Below are 14,011 nucleotides of genomic sequence, written 5' to 3'. Positions count from 1 at the left end.
GACCGGGACGGGGAAGACCGGGACGGAGAAGACCGTGAACGAGGGGATGCGCCGGCCGGTGCGTCACGGAACCCGGACCGGCGAGGACATATGGTCCGGCAGCTGGGTCACGGAACGGCTCGGCGTCGAACTGGCCGGGGACGAGAGTCTGCCCGGCCTGCTGGGGCTGGCACTGCGCCGCAACCCCAAGCGGGCCCACCTGCTGGTCTCCAACGTCCTCGGCAAGCACGTCCCCCAGTCCCCGTCCGTCGTGTACGGCCACGGCGTCGCGCTCGGCCGCCGGGTCCGGGAACTGCTGGGCGACTCGGCCGAGGACGCGGTCGTCCTGGGGTACGCGGAGACCGCGACCGGCCTCGGCCACTCCGTCGCCGACGGCCTGGGCGTCGCCCCCTACCTGCACTCCACCCGCCGCCCGGTCACGGGGACCGCCACGGCCGGCGGCTTCGAGGAGTCCCACTCCCACGCCACGTCCCACCTGCTGCTCCCGGAGGACCCGTCCCTGCTGGCCGGGGACGGCCCGCTGGTCCTGGTCGACGACGAGTTCTCCACGGGGAACACGGTGCTGAACACCGTCCGGGATCTTCACGCACGGTATCCGCGGGGGCGGTATGTCGTGGTCGCCCTCGTCGACATGCGGTCGCCCGCCGACACCGGCCGCCTGGACGAGTTCGCCCGCGGGATCGGGGCACGCATCGACCTGGTGACGACCGCGTCGGGCACGGTGCGGTTGCCCGACGGCGTCCTGGAGAAGGGGCAGGAGCTGGTGGCGCGGTACGAGGGCGCCACGAGGGGTGATCGGTCGTCCGCGGCTGCGTCGGGGCCGGTCGCGCGGTTCCCCGCGCCCCCTGAGGGAGACGCCCGTACCCCGAGCCCGGAAGCCGGTGCCCGGGCTCACCCTCCGGGGACGCGGGACGTGGTCGGATCCGCGGCCACCGCCGCGGGGACGCAACCGGCCGCCTCCGGCCCGCACCCGGCCGACGGGCCCGGCCGCGCCACACGAGTGGACCTGCGCTGGCCGGACGGCCTCCCCGACGGCGGCCGCCACGGCTTCACCCCCGCACACCGGGCCCGCCTCGAACACGCACTCCCCGGCATGGCCGCCCGCCTCGCGGAGGCACTCCCCGAGGACACGCGCCGCGTCCTCGTCCTCGGCTTCGAGGAACTGATGTACACCCCGCTGCGCCTGGCGGGCGAGCTGGAGCGGACCGTCCGCGCCGACGTACGCTTCTCCACCACCACCCGCTCGCCCGTCCTCGCCGTCGACGACCCCGGCTACGCGATACGCACCCGCCTGGTCTTCCCCGCCCACGACGACCCCGCCGACGGTCCCGGCGAGCGCTACGCCTACAACGTCGCCGGCGGCGGCTTCGACGCCGTCGTCGCCGTCGTCGACTCGGCCGCCGACACCCCCGCACTGCACGCGCCCGACGGCCTGCTCGCCCGGCTCGCCGCGCACACCCCGCAGGTCCTCCTCGCGGTCGTACCCTCCTACGTACCCGCCCCCCAGGACGCCCCCAAGGACGCCCGACCGGACGCCCCCGAAAGGCCCGCCACCATGCTGCCCGAGCCCCTCAGAGGCCCCGCCTTCTCCTCGTACGCGCCCGAGGAGGTCGGCTGGCTGCTCCAGGACCTCTCGGACGTGACGCTGGAGGCGCCGACCGAGGAGCGCGAGGAGGCCATCCAGAGCGGCGGCGCCCACTACGCGGAGTCGCTGCCGGTGGAGTACCAGCCGAGCGAGCAGTACCAGGAACTGTTCCACGCGGCCCTGAACGAGTCGGCGGCACGCCTGGCCCACGCGGTGGGCGTGGTCACCGAGACCGTGCTCGCCGAGCGGTCTCCCCGGCCGGTGCTCGTCTCCCTGGCCCGCGCGGGCACCCCCGTGGGCATCCTGATGCGCCGCTGGGCGCGGTACCACCACCGTCTCGACCTCCCTCACTACGCCGTCTCGATCGTCCGCGGCCGGGGCATCGACGCCAACGCGCTGCGCTGGCTGGCCGCCCACCACGACCCCCGGGACGTGGTCTTCGTGGACGGCTGGACCGGCAAGGGCGCCATCACCCGCGAACTCGCCCAGGCCATCGAGGAGTTCGAGAAGACCGAGGGCATCACCGGCTTCGACCCGGAGATCGCGGTCCTGGCCGACCCCGGCTCCTGCGTCCGCACCTACGGCACCCGCGAGGACTATCTGATCCCCTCCGCCTGCCTCAACTCCACGGTGTCCGGCCTGATCTCACGCACCGTGCTCCGCGCCGACCTGGTCGGCCCGCACGACTTCCACGGCGCCAAGTTCTACCGCGAACTCGCCGGCGCGGACCTCTCGGTGGCCTTCCTGGACGCCGTCTCCGCCCGCTTCCCGGAGGTCACCGACGCCGCCCGCGCCCAGGCCAAGGAACTCCTCTCCACCGACCGCACCCCCACCTGGGAGGGCTGGGCGGCGGTCGAACGCATCAGCGAGGAGTACGGCATCCACGACATGAACCTCGTCAAGCCCGGCGTCGGCGAGACCACCCGGGTGCTGCTGCGCCGGGTGCCCTGGAAGGTGCTCGCCCGGACCGGAGCCGGCAGCGACCTCGCCCACGTACGCCTCCTCGCCCAGCAGCGGGGCGTCCCCGTCGAAGAGGTCGACGGACTCCCCTACACCTGCGTCGGACTGATCCACCCCCGCTACACCCGTGGCGCCACCGGCGCCGACGGCAAGGCGGTGACCCGCTGATGCCCGTCATCGTCGCCAGCGACCTCGACCGCACACTCATCTACTCCGCCGCCGCCCTCGCCCTGACCATGCCGGACGCACGGGCACCCCGGCTGCTGTGCGTGGAGGTCCACGAGAGCAAGCCCCTGTCCTACATGACGGAGACGGCGGCCCGGCTCCTCACCGACCTCGGCGACGAGGCCGTGTTCGTCCCCACGACGACCCGCACCCGCAAGCAGTACCAGCGCATCAACCTCCCCGGCCCGCCGCCGACCTACGCGATCTGCGCCAACGGCGGACACCTCCTCGTCGACGGCGTGTCCGACCAGGACTGGCACGCCCGGGTGCTCGCCCGGCTGGCCGACGAGTGCGCCCCGCTGTCCGAGGTGCAGGAACACCTGCTGCGGACCGCCGACCCGGTCTGGGTGCGCAAGCACCGGGTCGCCGAGGACCTCTTCGCCTACCTCGTCGTCGAGCGGGAACTGCTGCGCGAGGAGTGGGTGAAGGAACTCGGGGAGTGGGCGGAGAACCGCGGCTGGACCGTGTCCCTCCAGGGCCGCAAGATCTACGCCGTTCCCAAGCCCCTCACCAAGAGCGCGGCCATGCGCGAGGTCGCCCGCCGCACCGGCGCCGATCTCACCCTCGCCGCCGGCGACTCCCTCCTGGACGCCGACCTGCTCCTCGCCGCCGACCGGGGCTGGCGCCCCGGCCACGGCGAACTCGCCGACGCCGACTGGACCGCCCCCGCGCTCAGGGCCCTCCCCGAGCGGGGCGTCCTGGCCGGCGAGCGCATCCTGCGCGAATTCCTGCAGACGGTGCGCTCACCCAGGTGAGACCGTACCGGCCGAGAGGCCGTACGTCCGTGCGGCCGGGGCGTCAGCGGTGGTGCCGCAGACTCATCGTGTCGGCGGAGTCGGACCCGTGGGCGGGTGTGCCCCCGTCGGCGCGCTCGGCACCGGCGGCCGGGTGCGACGGGCGTATGTGATCCGCGCCCGCTCGCCCGTCCCGCCGCCGGCGGCCGTCACCCGAACGCAGCAGCCGCAGGACCACGAACGCCACCAGGGCCAGCGCGGCCACGCCGAGGACCACCTTCGAGTACGCCGACACGATGGTCGACACCTGCTCCCAGTTGTCCCCCAGCGCATACCCCGCGAGCACGAACGCGGTGTTCCAGATCGCGCTGCCCAGCGTGGTCAGACCGAGGAACAGCGGCAGCCGCATGCGCTCCACGCCGGCCGGCACCGATATGAAACTGCGGAAGAGCGGAATCATCCGGCCGAGGAACACCGCCTTCGACCCGTGCCGCAGGAACCAGGCCTCCGTCCTCTCGATGTCCGCGACCTTCACCAACGGCAGCCGCTCCGCTATCGCCACCGTCCGGTCCCGGCCGAGCAGCGCGCCCACCCCGTACAGCGCGAGCGCGCCGATCACCGAGCCGGCGGTCGTCCACAGCAGCACGGCGAGCAGACCCATCCGCCCACTGCTCGCGGCGAAGCCCGCCAGCGGCAGGATCACCTCGCTGGGGATGGGAGGGAAGAGGTTCTCCAGCGCGATGGCGAGGCCGGCCCCGGGGGCGCCCAGGGCGTCCATGAGGTCGTTGACCCACTGCGGTCCGGCACTCCCGTCCGCGGCCGCTGTGATCGTGTGCGCTGCGATGGCTGTCATGCCTGCCACGCTAGAGAGCCGGAGCTGAAGGAACGCTGAGGAAAACCGCACGATGCCCTGCGGTACTCCGCAGCGGCGATTGCGGTTTTCCGCAGTGTGCCCTCGTGCCGCGTCCGACTAGCCTCGCGATCATGCGAGACATGGTGCGACGCGTGACGCGGTGCGCGGTGGGGCTGATCTGGGGCGCCGCCGCGGCCGTCGTCGAGCTGCTCTACACCGTCCTGGCCGGCCTGCCCCTCCTGCTCGTCGTGGCCTGGCCGCGCGGCCGTCGCGCCGTGCTCCGCCCGGTCCTCGCGGGCGCGCGAGGACTGACGGAGCTGAACCGCACCCGGCTGCGGACCTGGCTGGGAGCACACACCTCACCCGCGTACGAGGACACTCAGGCCCTGGCATACCTGGCCTGCCGCTGGACCCTGGGCGTCCTGGGCGCGGTGGTGATGCTCTCGGTGGCGATCGGCCTCGGCTACGGCACATCGTGGCTGTACCTCTGGCTGCTGGTCGACGAGATACGCACCCCAGGAGCGGTCACCCTCACCTCCCTCGGAGGGCTCTTCCTGCTCTTCCTCGCCGTCCAGGGGATAGTCGGCGTGGCCGAACTGGAGGGGAAGCTGGCCCGCCGCCTGCTGGGCCCCCGCCACCAGGACGCGCTGGAGCGGCGCATCGCCGAACTGTCCGCGAGCCGCGCGGCCGTGGTCGACGCGGTGAACGACGAGCGGCGGCGCATCGAGCGGGACCTGCACGACGGAGTGCAGCAGCGTCTGGTCGCGCTCGGCATGCTGCTCGGCCGCGCCCTGCGCAGCGAGGACCCGGCCCGCACGGACCGGCTGCTGCGCCAGGCCCACGAGGAGAGCCGGAACGCCCTGGACGACCTGCGCGAGGTGGCATGGCGGATCTACCCCACCACACTGGACGAGGCAGGGCTGCGGGCGGCGCTGGAGACGGTCGCCGAGCGGGCTTCCGTCCCGGTACGGGTGGAGTACGGGCTCACCGGGGAGCCCGGGCGGGCGGTGGGGACGGTCGTCTACTTCGTCGTCTGCGAGGCCGTCACCAACGCGGTGAAGCACGCGGCACCGACCCGGATAGTGGTCGAGGTCGGATCGAAGGAAGGAGCGTTGTACGTGAGTGTCGAGGACGACGGCAAGGGCGGCGCGAACGCGACGGGCAGCGGACTGTTCGGCCTCGCCCGGCGGGTCGCCGCGCTCGACGGCCGCCTGGAGGTGCGCAGTCCGCCGGGCGGACCGACCCTGGTGACCGCGGAGCTGCCGTGCGCCTGATCCTGGCCGAGGACTCCACCCTGCTCAGAGAGGGCCTGGTGCGGCTGCTGGCGGAGGAGGGACATCAGGTGCTGGCCGCGGTCGGCAACGCGGAACTGCTGCTGCGGGCGGTCGCCGAGGACCCGCCGGACGTGGTGGTCGCCGATGTGCGGATGCCGCCCACGCACACCGACGAAGGACTGCGCGCGGCCCTGGAGATCCGCCGGCGCTGGCCGTCCGTGGGGGTGCTGGTGCTCTCGCAGTACGTGGAGAAGCGGTACGCGACCGAGCTGCTGACCGGCGAGTCGGAAGGAGTCGGTTATCTGCTCAAGGACCGTGTCGTCCAGGTCGACGAGTTCCTGGACGCCCTGGAGCGGGTGGCGCAGGGACGCGCCGCCTTCGACCCGGAGGTCGTACGGCAGCTGCTCGGCCGCACGACCCACACCGATCCGCTCGCCCGCCTCACCGCACGGGAGCGGGCGGTGCTGGCCGAGATGGCACAGGGGCACACCAACGCCGCCATCGCGCGGCGGCTGCACATCTCGCAGAGCGCGGTGGAGAAACACACCAACGCGATCTTCGACAAGCTCGGACTGACAGGAGGGGAGGGCTATTCCCGCAGGGTGCTCGCGGTGCTGCGCTACCTCGGCAGCTGACGTGCGGCCGGCGGCCGGTGCCGTGGCCCCCGGCGGGGATCAGCCGCAGCAGCCGCCACCGCAGCAGCCGCCGCCACCGCCACCGCCCGCGCGGGGAGCCGGGGCCGCGGCGGTACCGGCCACCGCGACCGTGGAGAGGAGCTTGACCGTGTCGTCGTGACCCGCGGGGCAGGCCGCGGGCGCGGAGGACTCCGCCATGGGGCGGCTCAGTTCGAAGGTGTCGCCGCAGGTCCGGCAGCGGTACTCGTAGCGAGGCATGGGCACAGGTTAACCGGCTCGGCCGGCCTGGTGACGGTCAGTGGGCGGCGCCGCCGCGTTCCTCCCGGATCCGGGCCACCACACGGCTCACCGTCGCCCGTACCTCCTCCGTCTCCGTCAGGAAGTGCCAGTAGTCGGGATGGCGGCCCTCCAGTCCGGCGACGGCCCGCTCCAGGCGGGCCACGGAATCGTCCAGGGGGCGGGCGTGGCGCGGGTCGGGGGTGTTGCGGCCGGCCATGGCCAGACGCTGGGCGTCCCGGATGGCGAACCGGGTGCGTTCGATCTCCTGCCCGGGGTCCTTCTGCACCGCGTTCAGCCGCCGCAGCCGGTCGCCGGCGGCCGACACCGCCTCGTCGGTCGTGTTCAGCAGCGCCCGCGCGGTCGACAGCAGAGCGGTGGCGTCCGCCCAGCGCTGCTCCCGGCGGGCCGCTCGGGCCTCGTCGAGTCTCGCCTCCGCCTGGCCCACGTTCTCCGAGGCGGCGTCGGGGACGTGCTGCAGGTCCTGCCAGCAGGCGGCGGTGAAGCGTCGGCGCAGTTCGCTGAGGACCGGTTCGACCTGTTCGGAGCGGGTGGTGAGGGCCTGGGCGCGGGTGCGCAGGGAGACCAGCCGGTGGTCGATCTCGGCGGCCCGTTCCGGCAGCCGGTCGGCTTCGGCGCGGACCGCCTCGGCCTCGCGCGTGACCCGCTCGGCCCGCTCCAGGGTCCCCGGCACGCCGTGCTGCCCCGCGCCCTGGTTCAGCTTGGTCAGTTCCGGGGAGAGCGCGGCGAGCCGGGCGGCGAGATCGTCGGCCCGCAGGCCCGATCCGCGTGCGGTGTCGAGGGCGTTCGAGGCGGCGAGCAGCGCCTGCCGGGCGCGTTCGACGGCGGGCGCGAGCCGGGCGAGCTGGGTCTCGGCCTTGCCGAGGAGGGAGTCGAGCCCGGCAGTGAACCGGTCCAGCTCCTGCTTGACCCGGCCGAGCTCGTCCTTGGCGGCGTTCAGCCGGTCGCGGGCCTGGGAGGCGGCCGAGGCCTCCAGGTCGTCGCGGTCCAGGTCATGGGCGTCGACGGCGCTGATGTATTGGTGGCTGGCCTCGTCGATGCGCCGGCCCAGCGCCTCGAAGTCGGCGACGGCGCGGCGGGCGGCGGGGGAGTCGTCGACCGCGGTGATCGTCTCGATGGAGATCCGCAGGTCGCGCTGGGCGGTGTCGAGTTCGTAGAAGGCGGCGGCCGCCGCGTCCTTGGCGGCCTGTGCCTCGGCCCGCTGGCTCTCGGCCCGCCCGCCGAACCAGCGCCGTGTCCCGCCCCCGGCGAACGCGGCGGGCAGCACCAGCGCCGCGACCAGCGGCAGCCCCGCGAGGGCGAGCACGTCCCGCAGCGCGCCGCGGGCCCGGCGGACACCCGGCCGCGGAGGAAGCGGAGGAGATGGAGGAAGAGGAGGCACGGCACGACGCACGTGAGGCACGCGCGGTTCCGACGGCGAGTACGGCTGCGCTGGTGTCGCCGTCACATCCCTCTCCCGTACTGTCGTTCGCCCTGCCCGATGTCATTCTCCCACCGGTAGAGGACGAAGACACGGGTCGGTCAGTTCGCCGTGCGGACGGTGAGTTCGCCGTCGCCGGTGCGCGCGGTCACCACGTGGGAGCTGGAGTCGTCGCGGGGCACGGACACGTTCTCGGCGCCGTCACCGGTCCCGGTGTCCACGCGGTAGGAGGCCCGCGGCAGGTCGATCGTCAGGGAACCGTCGCCGCTGCGGGAGTCCACCAGGTCGGGTACGGCGGCCAGTTCGAGGTGGACCGAGCCGTCACCGCTGCGGGCGCGCACCGTGCGGGAGGAGACCTCCGCGCGCACGGACCCGTCACCGGTGCGCAGTTCCAGCGGCCCGGTGGAGTCCGTGACATGGACCGAACCGTCCGTCGTACGGATGCTCAGCGCGTCGCGGAAGCCCCACGCCCGCACGCTGCCGTCCTTCTCCTCGACCTTGACGGAGACTCCGCGCGGCACCTCGATGCGGTGCTTGGTGGAGCAGTCGGCGACGATTCCGGAGCACTTCTCCCGCAGCACCAGCCGGTCGCCGTCCATGGACCAGGTGACCTTCGGGTCCGAGCCGATGGCGACGGTGCCCTGGAACCAGCGGGTGACCCCGATCCTGCCCGAGGGGTTCTCGTCCGAGGCGACGATCTCCAGGGCGGAGTCGTCGGAGTCGACGGTGAGGGTCCTGCCGGGCAGGTCGAAGGACCGGCGGTCGGGTTCGTCGTCGTCGGTGGCCGACGCCCCGCAGGCGCTCACACCCGCGACGATCACCAGGGTGGACCCGGCGAGGGCGAAGGCGCGTGTCCACGCGGCACGGCGGCCGGAGGCGGGGCCGGTGATCCGGGCGGTACGGGTGGTACGGGTGGTGGTGGTGCGGGTCATGACGGTCTCCCCCTGGGACGGACGGCGGTGCTCACCGGTGGTGTCCGGACGCTCTTCGACCGTACGGACGGGGAAGCCGTCGGGGGATCCGGGCGGCTGGCGGATCCGGGGTGGGGATATCCCCCGGTGATCGCCGGTGGGTGTGCCGGTCCGCGTTCCCGGGCATGTAGGCTGTCGACTCGACCTGGGCGCACGGCCCGGGTCCCGGGTGCGTAGCTCAGGGGTAGAGCGCCTGCCTTACAAGCAGGATGTCGGCGGTTCGAAACCGTCCGCGCCCACCGGGACACAGGGCCTCCGGAGTCGCTCCGGAGGCCCTTGCCGTTGTGCCTCCCCGGTCCTTCCTCCCGTCCTACGAGGACTCCTCCGTCTCCTCGCGGACGTGCTTGAGCCGGGAGCGGGCGTGCACGCGGTCGGCGCCGGTGAGTCCGGCCCAGTAGCGGTGGGTGCTGACGAACACCGCGAGCTCGTGCTCCCGCTGCCGGAGCTTCTCCACCTCGGCCTGTTCGTCGGCGGTCCAGCCGGGTGAGGCGGGGCGCTCGATCCTGCGCCAGCCATGGTCGTCGCTGAAGCCGTCGAGGGGCTCGACCGACCAGGGGAGCCGCTTCAGCAGGGCGGACAACTCGCCCCGGACCTGTCGCAGTTCCTCCTGACCGGCGAGGAGGTCACTCGGAAAATCGTAGGTCGCAGCCACGACCCAATGATACGCCTGTTCGATTTTGGGTGGCGAGTCACGGAGGGGGCGCGTCAGACTGAGGATATGTGCCGGAGTATCAAGACCCTGCGTCCGCCCGTACAGCCCGAAGAGGCCACGGAAGAGGAGATCCGGGCCGCCGCCCTGCAGTACGTGAGGAAGGTGTCCGGGTTCCGGGCGCCGGCCGCCCACAATCGCGAGGTGTTCGAACGGGCGGTGGAGGCGGTCGCCTCGGCGACGGCCGAGTTGCTGGACGGACTGGAGGTGCGCGGGGGCGCTGCGCGGCGGGCGGCGGGGTAGGGCCGCCGGTGCCGGTGCCGGTGCTGTGGCCGGGGGTGCTGCGCAGCCCGGCGTTGTGGGGTGCCTCCCAGGCCTTCAAGGCACTGGGGAAGGCACGACCGCCCGCAGCCGGGGTGGGTCACGAAGGGCGTGGGGGACGGCGCATCAGGTAGCCCGCGCCCGCGCCCGCCGCGCAGAGCGCGCCCACCGATACCGCCGTGGCCAGCCAGGTCGCGCCCAGCCAGTGGGCGCCGAAGTAGCCGAGGGCCACGCTGTACGCGGCCCAGGACAGCCCCGCCAGGGCGGACCAGGGGAGGAAGTCGCGGGCGCGGCGGCGTGCGGCGCCGGCGCCGAGGGAGACCACCGAGCGTCCGGCCGGGGCGAAGCGGGCGAGGACGACCAGCGCGCCGCCGCCCCGGGCGAACGCCGCGCCGAGACGTTCCTGCGCGCTCTTCAGCCGCCGCGAACGGGCGATCGCCCTGTCCAGCCGGGCGCCGCCGCGCCAGGCGAGGCGGTAGGCCACCAGGTCGCCCAGGACGGAGGCGGTGGCGGCGCACAGCGTCAGTGCCAGGATGTCGGGCACGTCGGTCGCGGTGCCCGCGGCCGCCGCCGTGGCCGCGGTGATCACAAGTACTCCGCTCGGCAGGACCGGGAGGAACACGTCGAGCAGGACCGAGAGGGCCACCACCGCATAGATCCACGGGCTGCCGACCAGCGACCCCAGACTCTCCACCCGAACTCCCCCGTGGCTCCCCCGCAGGGCCGCGCCGTGCCGCGCTGACGCGGGGCGCGGCAGGAGTGGCAGGAGTGGCCGATGACAGCCATACAGCGTACGCCCGGTGAGTGACAGAAAGGTCACGGGGGGTTCGCGTGCGTGGTGCCCGGCGTTCCCCCTCCCTTTCCCCGCGCAAAGAGGAAGGGTGCCCTCCCCCTTTGCCGGGGGAGGGCACCCGTGCAGCCCCATGGGAAGGACGGTCAGGCCGTCACCGGGGTCCGCTCCGCCTCCCGTCCGTCGTCCGCCGACGAGCGCTTGGTGACCAGGCGGTCCAGGCCGAGGGCTCCGGAGCCGGTGAACACCAGCAGGAACATGGCCCAGCAGTACAGGGCCGCGCCCTCGCCGCTGTTCTCTATCGGCCACAGGGCCTCGGGCTGGTGGACCTTGAAGTACGCGTAGGCCATCGCGCCGGACGAGAGGAACGCGGCGGCGCGGGTGCCGAGGCCGAGCAGGACCAGGGTGCCGCCGACGAGTTCGATCAGGGCCGCGTACCAGCCGGGCCAGGTGCCGGTCTCGACGGTGCCGCCACTGCCGTCCGCGCCGCCGAACAGGCCGAGCAGCTCCCTGGCGCCGTGGCAGGCGAAGAGCAGCCCGACGACGATGCGGAACGCGCCCAGGGCATAGGGCTGGGCGCTGTTGAGGCGTTCGGTCATGTGGGGGGTCTCCTTCGGGCAGGCCGGCCCCCCGGGTGGGGCCGGTCCGGGGGACGGAACCGAGTCGGCTCCCCACGTTAGGTGTCCCTAACTCATACTTGCAAGTTCAACATTTAGCCCTTGTGTTTGCCCTGATTCGACTGTTCACGCAGCCGCTCCCGCCGGTCAATGCGGCATCCGCCCCGCCGCCATAACCATCGGCGTGACCGGATCCGCACCACGGTTCACAGGAGACTCACAGGTTCCAGAACTCACCGGCTCAGCCGGGTCTCCGTCACGCTCCTGAGACGCGTCCCGGTCTCCTCCTGCTCCGCGTGCTCGAGGCGCAGCACCGCCGAACGCCCCTCGGCCGTCAGCGTCATGAGCTGGTTGCCGAACCAGGGCCCGCCCGTCTTGCGCCAGGCGACCGGCGGCGGGGCGAGGCGGCCGTGCCGCGCGAACAGGCGGCCGAGGAGCCGGGCGGCACCGCCCCAGCCCACGCGGAAGCCGAGCCGCATGGACAGCGGAATGGAGTTGTGGACCGGCGAGCAGGTCAGCTGCACCACCCGGGAGTCCGGCCCGGTGCCGTCCGGCCAGCTCGGCTCGGCCACATAGGCGTGGTGGACGTCCCCGGAGAGCACGCACACCGTCTCCGGCGCCTGTGGCCCCGTACCGGCCTCGGCGATCAGCTCCGCCAGCTCGCCGAACGACTCCGGGAAGGCCGCCCAGTGCTCCAGGTCCGCCCCGCGCCGCAGCTTCTCCCCGAGCCGTGCCCAGCGGGCGCCCTTGTCGCCCCGGCACAGCACGGAACTCCACGCCTCGACGTCGTGCACCAGGTGGGGCAGCAGCCAGGGCAGGGACGTGCCGATGAGCAGATGGTCGTAGGAGCCGCGCTCGTCCAGGGCCTGTTCGCGCAGCCAGTCGGCCTCGGTCCGGTCGAGCATGGAGCGCCGGCCCTCCTCCAGGACGCGGGCCGCGCGGCTGTCCACCATCAGCAGGCGCACCCGGCCGAAGTCGCGCCGGTAGCTCCAGCGCACGCAGGCCGCGTCCGCCTCGGCCCGGGAGGCGAAGGCGCGCAGCGCGTCGGTGCCGTCGTCGGCCGCCCGGACGGACGCGTACAGCGGGTCGGCCTCCAGTTCGGCGGGGGAGAGGTTGCCCAGGTGCTGGTGGACCCAGTACGACATCAGGCCGCTGAGGATCCGCTCCCGCCACCACGACGTGTCCCGCATGTCGGCGACCCAGGAGGCGGAGGTGTTCCAGTCGTCGATCACATCGTGGTCGTCGAAGATCATGCAGGTGGGCACGGTGGACAGCAGCCAGCGCACCTGCGGGTCGAGCCAGGACTCGTAGTAGAGGTGGGTGTACTCCTCGTAGTCCGCGACCTGGCCGCCCGGCGGCTCGTCCAGGTCGCGGCGGGTGGCGAGCCAGGCGCGGGTGGCGTCGGAGGTCTCGTCGGCGTACACCTGGTCGCCGAGGAGCAGCAGGACGTCGGGGCGTTCGCCGTCCGGGTCGGCGGCGATGCGGTGCGCCAGGGCGTCCAGGGCGTCCGGCCCGACCGGGTCGGGCTCCCCGGTGGGCGGGGAGGCCCAGCGGCAGGAGCCGAACGCGATGCGTACGCGGTCCTCCGGGCCCGGGGTGGGGATGACGGACGGCGGGAGCGACGGGAAGGGGTCCTCGGCCGGCGGCCACACCCGGGCGTCGTCCAGGAAGACCTCGTACGGGGTGGCCGTCCCCGGCGTGAGACCGGTGACGTGGACGAGCGCGTAGTGGTGACCGGCGATCCGGAAGGTGCCGGCCGTCCCGCCGGTCCCGTCCGCGCAGCGCACCTCGACGGTGCCCGGACGGCCGGTCTCGGCCCAGATGGTGGCGGACGAGCCGTCGATGTACCTCAGCAGTGGTCCGAGCCGCAGTCCGGCCATGGTGCCCCCTTCCTCCGTCGCTCCGTACGGTACGCAGCGACGGAGGTCACCGGGGAGATTTGCGCACCCGAAGGTTCCGGCGGTTCGCTCAGCAGCTCGCGAGGTAGTTCGTCAGGGCGGACTTCTCGGCCGAGTCGACCGACAGGTCGTAGTAGTACTTCACCTGGACCCAGGCGCGGACGTAGGTGCAGCGGTAGGCGGTGCGGGACGGCATCCAGGTGGCCGGGTCCTGGTCGCCCTTGGCCTGGTTGACGTTGTCCGTGACGGCGAGGAGCTGCGGGCGGGTCAGGTCGTTGGCGAAGGACTGGCGCCGGGAGGTGGTCCAGGCGCTCGCGCCGGAGTCCCAGGCCTCGGCGAGCGGGACGAGGTGGTCGATGTCGACGTCGGAGGCGGCGGACCAGGTGGCGCCGTCGTAGGGGGAGTACCAGCTTCCGCTGGTGGCGGCGCAGGAGGAGTCGGTGACGACGCCCGAGCCGTCGCGCTTGAGGACGGTCTCGCGGGTGTTGCAGGCGCCGGACTGGGTGATCCAGTGCGGGAAGAGGTCGCGGTCGTAGCCGGTGCGGTTCTCGGTGCGGACGTCGAGGGTGGCGAGGTAGCCGCGGGCGGTGGCGGCGCTGACGGGGGTGGGGAGGGCGGCGGAGGCGGTCGGCCCGTTGAACAGGCCGACGGAGGCTATGAGTCCGGTGAGCGCCGCGACTATGCTGAGCGACCGTCGACGCGCGTAGAACTTCGGCATGCGAACTCCCTTGTGGGGTGGGGCCGTTGACGTGCGGACAGGGGAATGCTCGGCACGCCGGGTG

Annotated in this window: 14 protein-coding genes and 1 tRNA gene; 6 read left to right on the top strand and 9 right to left on the bottom strand. The window is 73.2% G+C overall.

Going from position 1 to position 14,011, the window contains the following annotated elements; all coding sequences use genetic code 11:
* Positions 1 to 46: 46 nt before the first annotated feature.
* Both IH50_RS0109990 and IH50_RS0109985 read left to right on the top strand, forming a co-directional pair.
* Positions 47 to 2,713, top strand: coding sequence for a phosphoribosyltransferase (locus IH50_RS0109990; protein ID WP_030859506.1), 2,667 nt, complete (start codon positions 47 to 49; stop codon positions 2,711 to 2,713).
* Positions 2,713 to 3,525: a hypothetical protein gene (locus IH50_RS0109985; RefSeq protein ID WP_030859503.1), complete on the top strand. Its 813-nt coding sequence runs from the start codon at positions 2,713 to 2,715 to the stop codon at positions 3,523 to 3,525. The genes IH50_RS0109990 and IH50_RS0109985 overlap by 1 nt, the downstream gene beginning before the upstream one ends.
* A 43-nt stretch (positions 3,526 to 3,568) precedes the next feature.
* Here the strand turns inward: IH50_RS0109985 and IH50_RS0109980 are convergent, their stop codons facing one another.
* On the bottom strand, positions 3,569 to 4,357 hold the full coding sequence (locus IH50_RS0109980) for a DedA family protein (RefSeq protein ID WP_051767235.1): 789 nt from the start codon (positions 4,355 to 4,357) through the stop codon (positions 3,569 to 3,571).
* A gap of 131 nt (positions 4,358 to 4,488) precedes the next feature.
* Between IH50_RS0109980 and IH50_RS0109975 the strand changes: the two genes are divergently transcribed.
* A complete protein-coding gene (locus IH50_RS0109975; protein WP_030859495.1) occupies positions 4,489 to 5,631 on the top strand; it encodes a sensor histidine kinase in 1,143 nt (380 codons plus the stop codon).
* Complete coding sequence (locus IH50_RS0109970; RefSeq protein WP_030859493.1) at positions 5,622 to 6,266, top strand: response regulator transcription factor; 645 nt, start codon at positions 5,622 to 5,624, stop codon at positions 6,264 to 6,266. Before IH50_RS0109975 ends, IH50_RS0109970 begins: the two co-directional genes overlap by 10 nt.
* Before the next feature lie 39 nt (positions 6,267 to 6,305).
* On the opposite strand, the gene IH50_RS0109965 is transcribed toward IH50_RS0109970, so the two are convergent.
* The 3 genes from IH50_RS0109965 to IH50_RS0109955 all read right to left on the bottom strand — a co-directional run bounded on the left by IH50_RS0109965 (position 6,306) and on the right by IH50_RS0109955 (position 8,915).
* Positions 6,306 to 6,524 (bottom strand): FmdB family zinc ribbon protein, encoded by a 219-nt coding sequence (locus tag IH50_RS0109965; protein WP_030859492.1) that lies wholly within the window; start codon positions 6,522 to 6,524, stop codon positions 6,306 to 6,308.
* Between the two features lie 37 nt (positions 6,525 to 6,561).
* Entirely contained in the window at positions 6,562 to 8,010 is a 1,449-nt protein-coding gene (locus IH50_RS0109960; protein WP_107062003.1) for a hypothetical protein, read from the bottom strand.
* Positions 8,011 to 8,084: 74 nt separating this feature from the next.
* On the bottom strand, positions 8,085 to 8,915 hold the full coding sequence (locus IH50_RS0109955) for a DUF4097 family beta strand repeat-containing protein (RefSeq protein WP_030859488.1): 831 nt from the start codon (positions 8,913 to 8,915) through the stop codon (positions 8,085 to 8,087).
* Positions 8,916 to 9,121: 206 nt separating this feature from the next.
* Between IH50_RS0109955 and IH50_RS0109950 the strand changes: the two genes are divergently transcribed.
* Positions 9,122 to 9,193: transfer RNA gene (locus IH50_RS0109950), tRNA-Val, on the top strand.
* A gap of 71 nt (positions 9,194 to 9,264) precedes the next feature.
* Here IH50_RS0109950 and IH50_RS0109945 read toward each other — a convergent pair.
* The gene (locus IH50_RS0109945; RefSeq protein ID WP_030859485.1) at positions 9,265 to 9,606 is read right to left on the bottom strand and encodes a hypothetical protein; all 342 of its coding nucleotides are present in this window, start codon (positions 9,604 to 9,606) and stop codon (positions 9,265 to 9,267) included.
* A gap of 66 nt (positions 9,607 to 9,672) precedes the next feature.
* Here IH50_RS0109945 and IH50_RS0109940 point away from each other — a divergent pair, with 66 nt between their 5' ends.
* Positions 9,673 to 9,906, top strand: a complete 234-nt coding sequence (locus tag IH50_RS0109940; RefSeq protein ID WP_030859483.1) for a DUF2277 domain-containing protein — start codon at positions 9,673 to 9,675, stop codon at positions 9,904 to 9,906.
* A gap of 118 nt (positions 9,907 to 10,024) precedes the next feature.
* Here the strand turns inward: IH50_RS0109940 and IH50_RS0109935 are convergent, their stop codons facing one another.
* The 4 genes from IH50_RS0109935 to IH50_RS0109920 form a co-directional block, all read right to left on the bottom strand.
* Positions 10,025 to 10,618 carry a DedA family protein gene (locus IH50_RS0109935; protein ID WP_030859481.1) on the bottom strand — a complete coding sequence of 198 codons (594 nt, stop codon included), beginning with the start codon at positions 10,616 to 10,618 and terminating at the stop codon, positions 10,025 to 10,027.
* Positions 10,619 to 10,860: 242 nt separating this feature from the next.
* Entirely contained in the window at positions 10,861 to 11,313 is a 453-nt protein-coding gene (locus IH50_RS0109930) for a DoxX family protein (protein WP_030859480.1), read from the bottom strand.
* 251 nt (positions 11,314 to 11,564) lie between these two features.
* Positions 11,565 to 13,211 carry an alkaline phosphatase D family protein gene (locus tag IH50_RS0109925; RefSeq protein WP_030859479.1) on the bottom strand — a complete coding sequence of 549 codons (1,647 nt, stop codon included), beginning with the start codon at positions 13,209 to 13,211 and terminating at the stop codon, positions 11,565 to 11,567.
* 88 nt (positions 13,212 to 13,299) lie between these two features.
* Positions 13,300 to 13,947 carry an HNH endonuclease family protein gene (locus IH50_RS0109920; RefSeq protein ID WP_030859478.1) on the bottom strand — a complete coding sequence of 216 codons (648 nt, stop codon included), beginning with the start codon at positions 13,945 to 13,947 and terminating at the stop codon, positions 13,300 to 13,302.
* Between the last annotated feature and the right edge of the window lie 64 nt (positions 13,948 to 14,011).

Origin of the sequence: Streptomyces sp. NRRL S-37, assembly GCF_000721605.1 — a bacterium.
Lineage (GTDB): Bacteria > Actinomycetota > Actinomycetes > Streptomycetales > Streptomycetaceae > Streptomyces.
This window is presented reverse-complemented; position numbering and strand designations above follow the sequence as displayed.

Excerpts from the sequence above, each read along its gene's own strand:
- IH50_RS0109990 (WP_030859506.1), top strand. The coding sequence starts at position 47 with ATGCGCCGGCCGGTGCGTCACGGAACCCGGACCGGCGAGGACATATGG.
- IH50_RS0109985 (WP_030859503.1), top strand. The coding sequence starts at position 2,713 with ATGCCCGTCATCGTCGCCAGCGACCTCGACCGCACACTCATCTACTCC.
- IH50_RS0109980 (WP_051767235.1), bottom strand. The coding sequence starts at position 4,357 with ATGACAGCCATCGCAGCGCACACGATCACAGCGGCCGCGGACGGGAGT.
- IH50_RS0109975 (WP_030859495.1), top strand. The coding sequence starts at position 4,489 with ATGCGAGACATGGTGCGACGCGTGACGCGGTGCGCGGTGGGGCTGATC.
- IH50_RS0109965 (WP_030859492.1), bottom strand. The coding sequence starts at position 6,524 with ATGCCTCGCTACGAGTACCGCTGCCGGACCTGCGGCGACACCTTCGAA.
- IH50_RS0109955 (WP_030859488.1), bottom strand. The coding sequence starts at position 8,915 with ATGACCCGCACCACCACCACCCGTACCACCCGTACCGCCCGGATCACC.
- IH50_RS0109940 (WP_030859483.1), top strand. The coding sequence starts at position 9,673 with ATGTGCCGGAGTATCAAGACCCTGCGTCCGCCCGTACAGCCCGAAGAG.
- IH50_RS0109930 (WP_030859480.1), bottom strand. The coding sequence starts at position 11,313 with ATGACCGAACGCCTCAACAGCGCCCAGCCCTATGCCCTGGGCGCGTTC.
- IH50_RS0109925 (WP_030859479.1), bottom strand. The coding sequence starts at position 13,211 with ATGGCCGGACTGCGGCTCGGACCACTGCTGAGGTACATCGACGGCTCG.
- IH50_RS0109920 (WP_030859478.1), bottom strand. The coding sequence starts at position 13,947 with ATGCCGAAGTTCTACGCGCGTCGACGGTCGCTCAGCATAGTCGCGGCG.